This window comes from Sphingobacteriales bacterium (assembly GCA_016711285.1).
GTDB lineage: Bacteria > Bacteroidota > Bacteroidia > Chitinophagales > UBA2359 > JADJTG01.
On record JADJTG010000017.1, the window covers coordinates 152,802 to 166,930 of the forward strand.

10 protein-coding genes are annotated in these 14,129 nt (G+C 42.4%); 2 read left to right on the top strand and 8 right to left on the bottom strand.

What is annotated here, in order from left to right; genetic code table 11:
* The first annotated feature begins 24 nt into the window (after positions 1–24).
* Positions 25–720 carry a T9SS type A sorting domain-containing protein gene (locus tag IPL35_16650; protein MBK8444931.1) on the top strand — a complete coding sequence of 232 codons (696 nt, stop codon included), beginning with the start codon at positions 25–27 and terminating at the stop codon, positions 718–720.
* A gap of 238 nt (positions 721–958) precedes the next feature.
* The gene (locus IPL35_16655; GenBank protein MBK8444932.1) at positions 959–3,406 is read left to right on the top strand and encodes a hypothetical protein; all 2,448 of its coding nucleotides are present in this window, start codon (positions 959–961) and stop codon (positions 3,404–3,406) included.
* 236 nt (positions 3,407–3,642) lie between these two features.
* Here the strand turns inward: IPL35_16655 and IPL35_16660 are convergent, their stop codons facing one another.
* The 8 genes from IPL35_16660 to IPL35_16695 form a co-directional block, all read right to left on the bottom strand.
* Positions 3,643–4,578, bottom strand: a complete 936-nt coding sequence (locus tag IPL35_16660) for a DUF58 domain-containing protein (GenBank protein MBK8444933.1) — start codon at positions 4,576–4,578, stop codon at positions 3,643–3,645.
* Between the two features lie 258 nt (positions 4,579–4,836).
* On the bottom strand, positions 4,837–6,906 hold the full coding sequence (locus IPL35_16665) for an OmpA family protein (GenBank protein ID MBK8444934.1): 2,070 nt from the start codon (positions 6,904–6,906) through the stop codon (positions 4,837–4,839).
* A 221-nt stretch (positions 6,907–7,127) separates the two neighbouring features.
* Positions 7,128–8,225, bottom strand: coding sequence for a tRNA 2-thiouridine(34) synthase MnmA (gene mnmA / locus IPL35_16670; protein ID MBK8444935.1), 1,098 nt, complete (start codon positions 8,223–8,225; stop codon positions 7,128–7,130).
* Positions 8,226–8,409: 184 nt separating this feature from the next.
* A complete protein-coding gene (locus IPL35_16675) occupies positions 8,410–9,081 on the bottom strand; it encodes a DUF2490 domain-containing protein (GenBank protein ID MBK8444936.1) in 672 nt (223 codons plus the stop codon).
* A 31-nt stretch (positions 9,082–9,112) separates the two neighbouring features.
* Complete coding sequence (locus tag IPL35_16680) at positions 9,113–10,192, bottom strand: hypothetical protein (GenBank protein MBK8444937.1); 1,080 nt, start codon at positions 10,190–10,192, stop codon at positions 9,113–9,115.
* A gap of 142 nt (positions 10,193–10,334) precedes the next feature.
* Positions 10,335–12,743, bottom strand: a complete 2,409-nt coding sequence (locus tag IPL35_16685) for a penicillin-binding protein (protein ID MBK8444938.1) — start codon at positions 12,741–12,743, stop codon at positions 10,335–10,337.
* 231 nt (positions 12,744–12,974) lie between these two features.
* Positions 12,975–13,403 carry an Hsp20/alpha crystallin family protein gene (locus IPL35_16690; GenBank protein ID MBK8444939.1) on the bottom strand — a complete coding sequence of 143 codons (429 nt, stop codon included), beginning with the start codon at positions 13,401–13,403 and terminating at the stop codon, positions 12,975–12,977.
* Between the two features lie 162 nt (positions 13,404–13,565).
* Positions 13,566–14,129, bottom strand: a complete 564-nt coding sequence (locus IPL35_16695; protein MBK8444940.1) for a peptide deformylase — start codon at positions 14,127–14,129, stop codon at positions 13,566–13,568.

Genomic DNA, 14,129 nt, shown 5'->3' on the forward strand with positions numbered 1-14,129 from the left:
TAACCTCATAACCTTCTTTTTTATATGAAAAAATTATTTTTACATAATAGTTTATTTACTTTATTGAGTATTGCTGCCAGCCATTCTTTAGTGACAGCACAAACCTGTGTAGGCACTGCCACGCTCACTGTAAGCATTGCGCCCTGCACCTGCCCTGCCAGCCTCAACTTTGTGAATGGCTCCAACGATTATATCAGTGGCAACAATGTAGAAAATGAATCTTCGGGCAATATCACGGCAACCAACGTTATCAATGCCGGAGCTACTATCGTTTATGATTGCGGCATTACTTCCTATGTGCGCCTCAATCCGGGGTTCTGGGCAAAATCCGGCAGTTTTTTCCGTGCCTATCCCGATGGTTGCGGCGGTGTGCTCAAACCCACCGATACCGCCGAACCAATTTTGAGTGAAGTGCCTGCCGTCGCCAAAACACAAAACCCTGCCGCCGAAACACCAACAACTGCCGCCTTGTCTGCCTTCCCCAACCCCGCCCACGATGAAGTAAACATCAGCATTACGGTGCAGGAGGCGGGTACTGCTTTGGTGCAACTCTTCGATATACAAGGAAAACTGACACGCGAAATATTTTCGGGCAATACAGAAGCCGGCATACATCAGTTTCAAGTACCCCTCAAATCGCTGCCTTCGGGTGTGTATGTAGTGCGCTATGTACAGGAAAATATTGTTAAAAACCTGAAATTGATAGTGCAGCAGCCTTAAAGATTTTATATTTTTAAGATTATCTTCCTAATAAAGCCAAAACAACTGTGGTGACCAGTATCGCGGTTGCCTTGGTAACGGTATATGTACTTTTCATAAGCAATCATTTAAATTTAGTTTATAGTATATTTTTTTACAAATAATTGCAAATCAATTATTTGTAAAAACTAAAAATTAATTACTAAAAACTATCCACTATTTGCTATTTCTTCAAAACACTAAAAATAAATTAATGAAAATGAAAAAGATTTTGTTCTCGTTTTTTCTGTATCTGTCATCTATTGCCTTGTTTGCGCAAAATTATCCCCAAATTTGGGAAGCGCGTGGTATAGGTGGTGGCGGAGCTTGGTTTGGTGTCAGCATCAACCCTCAAAATGATAACGAATTTTGTTTGGGCACGGATATGACCGGCTTATATCGCACCGATAATTTTGGATTAAGCTACGAAATGGTACATTTTGAAGAGGTACGAGCAAATCCGCTTTCTGTCGTGCAATATACCAACGACCCTTTGGTGCGCTATATCTTAAGCAGCGACCCTGTAAATGGTGGACATTTTCCTAAAAAAAGCATAGATGGAGGTATTACATGGAGCACTATTACCGACCCCACCGGCGACAATAGTGCATATCATTTGTTGGCAAATCCTTATAACACCAACGAGCTTATTATTACAGACTATTGGAATTTATACTTTTCAAACGATGGCGGAAGCACCTTTTCGTTGAAATATACTACCAACAGTACCGAAAGTGCAGGTGCAGGTATCCATGTGGGGGGTGCTTTTTGGGACAACAATAATAATATTTATATAGCCACTACCTTTGGAATAATAACGTCCACGAATGGAGGAACAACATTTTCTTTAAGTGCTCCCACTGGTTTTGGTGCCGGAGAAGTATTATTATCGTTTGCCGCTGCCAAAGAAGGTACAGAAACTAAATTTTGGTGTGTGACCGCCAGTGCAGGTGATATTTATGCAGGTGTCGTGCCTTATGATTTTAGCAATCAAGTATCAAAAATTTATACAAAAAAATCAAATCAAAGCAACTGGACCTTAAAAAACACAGGCGTACAGTCTGCTGATATGCTATATTTTATACGCTGTGCTGTCAATGACACGTCTATTGCGTATGTTGGAGGAGGGAATAGCAATCCTATTGTTCTAAAAACTTCTAATGGTGGCAATAGTTGGTCTCACATATTCTTAAGTGCCAATAATCAAAATATTGCCACCGGCTACTGCGGTCAAAATGGTGATTTTGCTTGGGGTTGGGCTGAATTGGTTCTAACAATGGATGTTGCTCCTAATAATGCGAACAAAATAGTAATAGCAGATTATGGTTTTGTACATACAAGTACCAATGGAGGAATTACATGGCAGCAAGCTTATAACGATGCAGCCGACCAAAATGCGGTGGGTAGTATTACTCCTAAGGGAAGTGATTATCACTCTATCGGCTTGGAAAATACAAGCAGTTGGCAAATATTTTGGATTGACAGCTTAAATACATGGACTTGTTATTCAGACATTCGCGGCATTAGAAGCAATGACGGGGCTTATTCGCACAATTTTAATTATACAGGACAGCCCTATAATTCTTCTTATCGTGTTGTCAAAAATATCGCCAACAATACCTTGTATCTTGCTACCTCATCCGTACACGACCTTTATGAAAGCACAAGATTGGGCAGTGCCTTAGATGCTACTGCCAACACGGGCGAAGTGCTCTATTCAAGCAATAATGGGGCTACTTGGCAAACCCTGCATAATTTCAGCGATATTGTTGCCTGGGTTGCTACCAATCCGAATAATTCAAATCAACTGTATGCAAGTGTAGTTAATAGCGTAAATGGCAATGGCGGAGTGTGGGTATCCAATAACATTAATTTAGGTGCAAGCAGCACTTGGAGCAAATTGCCCAATCCTCCGAATACACAAGGACGACCTTTTAATATCATAGTTTTAAATGACGATAAAGTTCTTGTTTCGTATTCAGCACGCCGCAACCCTGATTTTACTTCCAGTTCCGGTATTTTCTTATATGACCCTGTCAGCAATACTTGGCAAGATAAAAGCACTTCTGTTATGCGCTACTGGACAAGAGACGTGGTGATAGATCCTTTTGATACTTTACAAAATACTTGGTATGCCTGTGTTTATAAAAGTTGGGGTACGACCAGCGGACCGGGCGGGCTGTTTAAAACAACCGATCGCGGTACTACATGGACAGAAATCGGCGCATTTGAATATGTAGGTTCTGCTTCTATCAATCCTAACAATTCCAACCAAATGTATGTTTGTACGGAAACAGAGGGGCTTTGGTTTTCGGAAAACATCAATGATACTAATCCCACATTTACCCAAACAAATTATCCTTTCCACCATCCTCAACGTGTATTTTTTAATCCATATAAGGAAACCGAAGTTTGGGTTACAAATTTTGGCAATGGGTTGCGTGTAGGCAATATAGATTGTATAGCCCCTGAACCTGCTATTTCCGGCAACAGTTCCGTGTGTGCCAATCAATTTTATACTTATCAAGTAGCGGCGGTATCGGGTGCTACTTACAATTGGACAGTGAGTGGAGGTACTATTCAGTCGGGGCAAGGTACTAATACCATAGAAGTATTATGGAACAACGGAGCTGTCGGCACTGTTCAGATACAACAAAATAATCCTTGATTAAAGCGAAAATATTTTAGCATAAGTAGTTGGTTTTATTTAGTTTATATTATTTTTAATCAAAATTTTACTATCAAAAAATTGATTTTCAGTTAGTTAAATTATTTAGTCATCAATTAAATAAATCGCAAATAAATGTGAATTAGCACTTACCTATTATGAAAGAGGTATAGTATTAAAAAAACAGAAAGGGCTGTGAGGTAAAAAAACTCACAGCCCTTTTTTGTTTTTTTGTATTATGCCAATTTAGTACGCTTGGACAGATATGGCAACAACACTTGTGTAAAATCCTTATTGATGTCGGCTTCTACAAAGTCTATACGATATTGCGCACATTTGAGCTGTAGATTTTTCTTAAATTTTTCCATTTGCTCCACATAAAAACCTCGCACCTGATTGGGTTGCAGACGCACTTCTTCGCCGTTTTCCATATCAATAAAACGATAAGGACGGTTTTCAAATTCAAACTCTATTTCGTGCTTGCCATCTACTACATGAAAAAGCACTACTTCGTGTTTGTTGTATTTCAAATGCTGCAAAGCCGCAAATAAGGCTTCATTTTCAGTACCTTCATCGAGCATATCGCTAAAAATGAGTACCAAAGAGCGTTTGTGGATATTATCGGCTATTTCGTGCAGGCATTTGGCGGCTGATGTTTTTCGCTGTGTGGGCGGCTTCTCCAAATATCGCTCCAAGGTACTTATGAGCAAATTGTGGTGTATGGTCGTAGACTTGCAGGGCGTATGTGCCTCCACTTCGTCCGAAAACAAAGACAAGCCCACCGCATCGCGTTGTTTTTTGAGCAGGTGCATCACCGCCGCCGCCGCCGCCGCCGAAAAACGAAATTTATTGATGGGTTTCAAATGCGGCTGCTCGGGATTTTCGGGATAAAACATAGAAGAGGAGCAATCTATCACCAACTGGCAACGCAAATTGGTTTCTTCTTCGTAGCGTTTTACAAATACTTTATCGGTGCGGGCATACACTTTCCAGTCTACATTTTTGAGCGAATCGCCGATATTATACAGACGATGCTCGGCAAATTCCACCGAAAAACCGTGAAAAGGGCTTTTGTGCAAACCTATCATAAATCCTTCCACTACCTGACGGGCAAGCAGTTCGAGGCTGTCAAATTGGTGCAGTTCGTTGAGGGTGACGAAATTGGTATTCATATTATATATAAATCAAAAAAACAAGGCTGTAAAAAGCACGGTTTCAAAAAAAACCGCTAAATCCTTGCCATGTTTAATTGGTATTTGTTTTTTTTACTTTTAAATTCAATAAATACAGTTTAAAGAAAGATTGAAAATATTTTTCAACAAGGAGAAGAAAAAAAATATCCCCTTAGATGAGTAGTTAATATTTATCATTTCATTTAAAGGTATCAAGTTTTTTTCCACATCAGTATTTCACCCGTAATTTCAGCAACTTTATTCCCTGAAATTGTCCGACAACACTTTGAAAGTGGTGCGGCGGTTTTCCTGATGTTCTTCTTCGCTGCAAGCAACACCATTGGCACAACGATTCACCAATTGTGTTTCGCCATAGCCGCGTGCCAACAATCGGCGGGCATCAACGCCTTTGCTGCTCAGGTAAGTGACCACCGCCTGCGCCCGCGCCTGCGACAACTCCTCGTTGTAGGCATCAGAGCCGCGCGAGTCGGTATGTGAGCCAAACTCTACCACGATGCGCGGGTTTTCCTGGAGCAATTTCACCACCTCATCTAAAACTGGTTGCGCATCGGCACGAATATCGGATTTATCCAAATCGTAGTAAATGTTGGGAATAACGACTTGCTGCTGCTTGAATATTCTGTCCAAAACAATTTGTACCTCAATAGTATCGCTCTGTGCGCCGCTTTTTACGGTTTCGGAACGACTGAAAAAAGTAGGTGCTTCGGCAAACACGCGATACTCACTATTGGCTTCTACGGGCAGAAAAAAACGTCCGTTTTCGTCAGCTGTAAAACGTGTGGATAAGGTGCTTTCCAAATTCAGCCCCAATATTTGTACGGCTGCATTTGGCAAAGGAGCATTGTGCAAAAAACGACTTTGCGGGTTGGTATCGTCTTCAAATACTTTTTGCAGTATTTCTCCTTTTAAATAAATGGCAATAGCCGGCGGCAAAGTATCTATTTTTGCCGGAATGGTATCTGTGGGCGGCGGCGTGGCAGGAATTTGATTAGAGAGCACATAAATATCATCATTGCCCATACCGCCCCTGCGCGAAGAAGAAAAATAGCCCAAAGGTGTTTTATTGGCAAGAGCAGCCGTATTGAGTGGCGCAATGAGCGTGAGCGCGAAATCATCTGCCCCCGAATTAAGGGGTGCTTTGAGATTTTGAACATTTGTCCAGCGTTTGCCGTTTTTTTCTGCCGAAAAAATATCCAAACCACCCATACCGTCGTGTCCGTCCGAAGCAAAATAGAGCGTACCGTTTTTGTCTATATACGGAAATCCTTCGTAGCCCGCCGTATTAATATCAGCTCCCAAATTGCGCGGATAGCCCCACGAACCGTCTTTGAGCAATTCGCTGACGTATAAATCCTTGTCGCCGAAACCATCGGGGGGGGCGGCGGCGAAATACAGCAGTTTGCCATCGGTACTCAAAAAAGGTTGCCCTGTGTTGATGCTGTCGGCTTCAAAAAGCAGTACAAGTTCGGGGCGGCTCCAACGGTTGTTTTCTTTGCGGAAAGCGCGGTAAATATGGCAATAGTCGTCATTTTTGTTTTCGCTGCCGCATTGGGTAAAATATACAGTGTTGTTGTCGGCACTAAAAGTCGCCGTACCTTCGTTGTAGGGTGTATTGAGGGAATCGCCAAAAGCCACCGCCGCCGTATAGAGGTCGGCAGCACCGTTGCGGTCGGCAACGAAGAGGTCGCTGTGTTGCTCGCCAGTCCAGTCGTAGGTACTACCTTGTGCGGTGGCGCGTGCCGAAGTGAATACGAGGCTGTTGCGATTATAAACAACAGGTGCAAAATCGGAAGCGGGCGAATTAACAGAAATGAGGTTGTCGCTGATGAAAGCGTTTTTTTCTTTGAGCCACTGCAAAGCCTGTTGGCAGGCGATGATTTGCGCTTTTGCTTTGGCGCGCTCAACGGGGTTGTTGGCGGCATATTCTTTAAATTGTTGAAGGGCTTGCTCGTATTTTTCGTTGCTTTTGAGCATCAGAGCGTATTTAAAAGGCAGTTCGGGGTTGCTGCTGTGTTCGGCGGCTTTGGCGTACCAACTTTCGGCGGCGGCGGTTTGGTTGCTGAGGCGGCAGGCATCGCCGATGGTTTCGGCTAAGGTGGCGCGCGCTGTATTGTCGCTGCTTTTGTTGTAGTCGTTTTCCAAAAGTTGCGCCGCCAAATGGTAGCTTTTATTGTCAAAAGCCTGTTGTCCGTCCACAGGTGGTACAAACAATTTGGTACAGGAAATATTGCCGCATAGCAATAAGATGACTGCTGTTATGCTGTACAGCCGGACAGTATTTATTTTGATGGAGGGCATGATTTTCAAATAACTTAAAAAAGTATTTTTATAAAAAAACGTATCCGCACCGAATTTATTCCATTGTAATATACCCGCAAACGGGTTTTTAGAAGTAGCCGCAAATGACTAATTACAAGCTATAAATTGATATAAACATTTGATTATCAAGTATTTTTATTCACACAAAACCATCAAATATTTCTTTTAAAACGGCTATTTTCGGCAGTGCAAAATAATCATTTTCTGCATTATATTTCAAAACTCCCTTCAATAATGCCTCCACCGATTACATCATCGCCTTCATAAAAAACAGCACTTTGCCCGGGTGTAATGGCATTTACTTTATCAAAAAATTCTACCCGTATTTTATCGCCTTCCTGCCGTATCAAAGCGGGCGTGCCGGGGTCTTTGTAGCGTATTTTTACAATGGCTTCCATTCCCTGCTCCAAGTCGGCGTATTTGATATAATTCGCCTGCCCCACCCACATACCGTTGCGCTCTATTTCGTGGAGTTCGCCCAACACTACGGTATTGGTGTGGGCAACAATTTCTTTTACATACATCGTTTTGCCGAAAGCCTGCCCTAATTTACGCTGACCGATGGTATAAAAAGGATAGCCTTCGTGTTTGCCGATAATTTCGCCCGCGCTGTTTACAAAATTACCGCCTGCTACGCGCTCCTGCAAGTCGGGTATGCGGCGTTTGAGGAAACTGCGGTAGTCGTTGTCGGGAACAAAACAAATTTCGTAGCTCTCGGCTTTTTTAGCCAAATCTGTATAGCCTCGGTCGGCAGCCATCTGTCGGATTTGCGATTTTTCGTATTTACCCACCGGAAAAAGATTGCGCGACAAATTCTCCTGACTCAAGCCCCACAGCACATAGCTTTGGTCTTTGTGGCGGTCGTTGCCGCAGCCAATAACCCAACGACCGGAGGGCAGCAGGCGGGTTTGGGCGTAGTGTCCGGTGGCAATATAACGACAGCCGAGTGCATCGGCACGTTTGAGCAAAGCGTTCCATTTGATATGCGTATTGCACATTACACAAGGATTTGGGGTGCGCCCTGCAATGTATTCATTCACAAAATAATCTATCACCGACTCGCCAAATTCATCGCGTATATCAATAATATAGTGCGGAAATCCCAAATCCACCGCCACTGCCCGCGCATCGTTGATAGCGTCCAAACTACAGCAGCCGGTTTCTTTTTTGCTGCCGCCACTGCTTGCATAGTCCCACGTTTTCATGGTAATGCCCACCAAATCGTAGCCTTGTTCGTGCAGGAGCATCGCCGCCACTGTGCTATCAATGCCGCCACTCATAGCTACCAATACTTTTTCTTTTTGCATTTTTTTTCGTGTAGTGTAAAAAAAAACAGATAGTGCTTAGTTTTTAATGATTAATTGTTAGTTAAGTATGCAATTTTCAATGATTTATATCTTTGATGATCATTCAATATTTAACACTACCAAAAAAATAGAGCTATTGAAACAACAAAGTTGCAAAAATCTTGTTTGAAGCAGTCGGAATTATTTAATTTTTTTTTGCGCCTGAAAATTCAAACAACACAGATGCCTGCAAAAAATCGCGCCCGATTTTGTCATTAATTTTATAATCAAATTGTTGTAAATACCCCAAAGAGACAGTACAATAAGGAGCAATTTTATAGCCCAAAGTTGCTGAGATACGATTGCGCTCAAAGTAGGGTTCTTTGTCTGTAAAAAATATCTCGTTGGCAGCCGCCACCTGAAATGGTGCATATCCTTTGCGGGTAGTATTGCCAAAAGGATATGCCACTTGCACACGATAGCGAAAACGATTGCGATAGCCATTTTGCGTATAACGCGCCTCTAAACGATAGCGTTGTTCTATTTTAAATATTCCGATATTTTGCAATAAAACCAACTGATTCCATATCCGAAATTCATCGTTGTTTTTGGGTACTATAAAGTTGCCGCCTTCTTGATAAGTATCGTAATCACCCAAAGCAAAGGTGATGATAAAATGAGGTGTAATTTTGTAATTGATGCCGCCTTTGTATTCGTAATAATGAAAATTATTATAAAAATGCAGGGAGCGCAATTGTGCTTCGGCAAATACACTCCAACGCTCGTTTAGGTTATATTTGATACCGCAACTGCTCCAAGAACCGAGTTCTTGCGACTGTGCTACAAAAGGCTGCACCCAACAATACCATAACAGCACTGCTAAGTATGTTGTGCGAGTTTTTATTTTTTTAATCCAGATAAGCGGCTCGTACATACTCAATGCGTATGGCTGATTCGGGTGCTACTGCAAAACCAATTTGGTTGCCGTTGAAAGCCAAAAAAGGAAAATGTTCGTAATAAGTTTCGTTGATAAAAAACTGATATTGGTCACCCACTTTGCGCACCGTAAAAGTGTTGTATTCGCCGGTGTCATTGAGCGGGTTTTTGAGGCTGCCCACCTCTTCCTGTGTAGTAAAAGTGCCGATGAGCGAGGCTTTTTGGGCGTTGTTGCCGATAAACATAAAATCCAGATTGGGTGCATCATCGCCGCCCCACAAAAGTAAAGAGGCTAAATAATCGCCTTTTTCTATTTTAAATTTGGTTTCTATTTCAAAGTCGCGGGTGGTATTGATGTTTTTGGTGACAGCGGTATAAAACATAGTGCTGTTGGTAGATTCAAAATAGTAAGTACCGTTTTCTATTTTGCGGATAGATACGCCTGTTCCTACACCCCAACCGCCGAAATTGTTGGTAAATTCTTCGTCGAAAATGTCGGTTTTTTGAGAATCAGAATAATCGTTGTAAGCGGGCAGATTGAGTACCCAATCTGGAGTAGGTGTGTTTTCGTGAAAGAGTTCGTCCAAATAATAATCGCGTTTGTAATTGCTGAAATCGGCGTATAAAATGTCGCCACCCGCTTTCATCAGGCTGGCGTATTGTCCGTTGGGCAGCAGGTCTTCTTTGTGCTGACGATTGAGTAGGCAATGCCCCAATTCGTGAAAAACAAGCAATTCGCGCGAGTTTGCACCGGCTGTCCAGTTGTTGGAGGTGGTATCCAACTCCACAAAAGGCGAGCTGTTTTTAGTGCCGAAATGACACAATCCCGCCGCTTCATTACCTTGACTTTCTAAATTTTCTCTAAATTCTACAATCAAATCATCTACCACCAAATTGATGCCGCGTGCTGCCGCCTCCGCCTTAAAATCATCTACGTATGGCTGAATAATGGCAGGCACTTCATATACTTTTTCGTGATCTTTTTTGCAGGAAGTATTGGCGGCTATACCGGCTAAAATGGTAGCAGCGATAAAGATTTTTTGTAGTTTCATTTTTATTTATGATAGAAAAAAGGTGAAAAATAAACTTTAACAAGCCATAAAATTAGCCTCTTTTATAATACAAAACGCTATATTTATCTTTATTTATTGTTTTTTTATTTACAATAAACAACAACAATATTTTTTATTTTCTTTAAAAGAAATCCTCTTCTGCATCGGGGGTGCGGTCGTTGTATTCGTTGGTAGTTTCGGTAGGCGCACTGCGAAACGGACTCGTAGGGTCATACATTTCATAAGCACCGCAATTGAGTTCTATACCTAAATATTTGGGTTGTTCAAATACATCATCTTCGGTGATGCCCAAAGTGGTGTCGGCATATACGCGCTGCATAAATTCGCCCCAAATGGGCAATGCCATATTGCTGCCCGCCCCCAAACTCAATTCGCGGAAGTGAATCCGTTTTTCATCGCCGCCTGTCCACGCACCGGCTACCAATTTCGGCACAACCCCCATAAACCAACCGTCTGAGTGGTCGTTGGTGGTGCCGGTTTTGCCCGCTATTTCTGCCCTGAAAGCATATTTGCCACGCAAACGAATGGCTGTACCGATATCCACCACGCCGCGCAACATCTGTATCATCACATAAGCATCTTGTTCGCTCAATACTTCTTTCATTTTTGGTGTAAAATCTTCCAACACGATGCCGTTTTTGTCTTCTATGCGCGTTACAAAAATGGGTTCTATCCAAGTGCCTTTGTTGGCAAAAGTGCCGTAAGCCCCTATCATTTCTATGAGTGAAATATCTGCTGTTCCCAAAGCAATGGAGGGATAAGGATCTAAATGGCTCACGATACCCATTTTGTGTGCCAGATCCACTACCGCTTGCGGGCACACTTCTTTCATCAAGTAGGCGGTGATATAATTGACTGATTTTGCCAGTCCTTTTTTGAGCGTCAGCGATTGACCATTGAGCGAGTTGTCGGCATTTTTGGGTGTCCAGGGTTCGGGCAAATCCAAGTTGCAGTCTTTTTTGTTGAAGGTCACCGGCACATTGGCAACATATTGGCAGGGCGACCAGCCGTTTTGTATGGCAACCGTATATACAAAAGGCTTAAAAGTAGAGCCTACCTGTTTTTTGCTGCTTTCGCGGGCATTGTCGTATTTAAAATATTTATAATCCACCCCCCCTATCCATACTTTTACATAGCCTGTTTGCGGCTCCATTGCCAAAAATCCGGTATTCAAGAGGCGTTTGTAGTATTTGATAGAATCCAAAGGACTCATCGTGGTATCTTTGCCGCCTGTATCTATAAATTTATCCACCATTTTCCCTTTTTCATTTTTTTCTTTTTCGTATTTATATTCAAACACGGTCATCGGGATAGGTGTATTAAAGTTTTTCCATATATCTGTTTCGCTCATTTTTAGGTTTTTTAGCTCCTGATAGCGGTTGGAGTTTTTAATGGCGCGCTCAATGAGTTCGGTTTCTCCTTTATATACTTTGGAAGGTTCGTCATCAAACCAAGGGTCTTTATCTTTCCAGTGTTCGTCAAAATCTTTTTGCAAATCTGCCATGTGGATTTTTACGGCTTCTTCGGCATAAGCCTGCATGCGGGAGTCGATGGTAGTATAAATTTTAAGCCCGTCTTTGTGTACGTCCAAAGGGTCAGAGCCGTCTATTTTGGCGCGTTTGGCAGCCCAGTCTTTGAGCCAAGCGCGCAGGTGCTCGCGGAAGTAAGTGCCGCTGCCTTCGTCGTGTGCCGATGACGTAAATTTCACGATAAGCGGCTCGCGTTTGAGGGAGTCCAAATCAAAATTGCCCAAAAGTCCGGCTTTGTGCATTTGGTCTATTACCACATTTCGGCGTTTGGTGGCGTTTTCGGGATTGCGCACTGGATTATAAAGTGTGTTGCCTTTGAGCATACCCACGAGCACCGCCGCCTGCGGAATGGTAAGTTCTTGCGGAGTGGTATTAAAGTAGGTTTTCGCTGCCGATTTGATGCCATGTACATTGTAGCTGAACGGCACAGTGTTCAGATACATCATAATAATTTCTTCTTTAGTATAATTGCGCTCTAATTGCAGGGCAATAATCCATTCTTTAAATTTCTGAATAATACGCATCAGTTTGTTGCTGGCGCGCGAATGGAATAAATTGAGTGCGAGTTGCTGGGTGATGGTGCTGCCGCCGCCGTCTTTTCCAAAACGAAACACCGCCCGCGCCAAGGCTTTGCCGTCAATACCGGAGTGCTGATAAAAACGCTCGTCTTCGGTGGCAATGAGCGCATTTACCAAATGTACGGGCAAATCTTCGTAGCGCACATTGGTGCGGTCTTGTATATAAAATTTCCCCAATTCCTTTCCGTCCATCGTATATACCTGTGTTGCCAGAGAGCTGTCTGGATTTTCCAATTCGCGGAAGGAGGGCAAAGCACCCAACAGCCCCAAACGAATGGCAAGAAAAAACAAAAATATACCGATAATGCCATAGCCGAGCAGCCCCCAAAAATAACGTTTGAAGCGGCGATACCGTGCTGCCGCTTGCGGAGTGGGTGCATTATTGGGAAATAAAGCCGTGAGATATTGATAGATGCGATTCATCATACGCTGAAAACTGCCGATATTTTTATTGGAACGACAAAGTTAGTTGTAAAATTTTGCTTCTGCTATGGAAAAATAAAACAGCAGTAGAGAAAATAATTGCAGCAGCAATTATTCTTCTGTCTCTTTCGCTGTCTTGTTTTGTATTTGTCGAACAAAAAGCGAAAAGGCAGCCTCGTGAGGCTGCCTTTTCGCTTTTTTAATCCGCTATTTTATCGTCCGAATATTTTCTTAGGCTACTACGATAGCACGGGGTTCTTTGGCTTTGGCTTCTTCTTTTTTAGGAAGCACAACGCTCAAAATACCGTTGTCGTAAGTAGCACCGATAGCGTCACCATCTACGATTTCGGGCAAGGTAAAAGAGCGTTCAAAAGATTGAACCACAAATTCGCGGCGGGTGAATTTTTCGTTGCTTTCTTCTTGTTTATTTTCAATTATACCTTTAATGGAGAGCATATTTTTCTCCACACTCAAATTAAAGTTCTCTTTGGCAAAACCCGGAGCAACTAATTTAATTTCGTAGTTACCTTCGTTTTCAACGATATTGCAGGGAGCTATTTTACTTCTTTGCTCCCATGCATTTGCAGGTGTACGAAAAAAATCATCTGCTAAATTGAATAAGGCAGGAACATAATGACCTCTTTTTGCAATGTAAGACATAGTTTTAATTAATATTTAAAAGGGTTAAACAATTATTTTTTGTTTGATACCCTTTCTGCTTCAATCGGCGTGCCAATGGATTTTGGGGCTGATTTTTAATGACAAATTGTCTTTTTTACAAAAACAAATATGTCAAAATGACAAAAACATTTAAAAATAGGTCTATTTGGCAAAACGCATTCTGTATTTCGTGCTTACAATACCTTTGGTAATGCGTTCCAGTTTGCTTTGTAAAAGCCGGCGTTTGAGTGGTTTGAGGTAATCAATAAATAAAATGCCTTCAATATGGTCGTATTCGTGCTGAATGACCCGCGCATTTAAGCCGGTAAACACTTCCTCGTGTTGCTGAAAATTTTCATCATAATAGCGCAAACGAATGGTATCGGGGCGCATCACATTTTCCGAAATACCCGGAATACTCAAACAACCCTCCGCATAAGACCACGTTTCACCATATTCCTCTATTTTTTGTGCATTGATAAAAATTTTCTTTAGGGGTTGCTCCTGCTGCTCTTCTTCCTCCTCGTCCATCATTGGAGTGCTGTCAATCACAAACAGCCGTAGCGACAAACCCACCTGCGGAGCCGCCAACCCTACGCCTTTGGCATTATACATGGTTTCGTACATGTTAGCAATAATTTCGGAGATGTTCGGGTCGTCGGGATTGATGGCTTGTGCCACTTTTCTGAGTATAGGGTCGCCGAGTGCTACAATGGGATAGGTCAT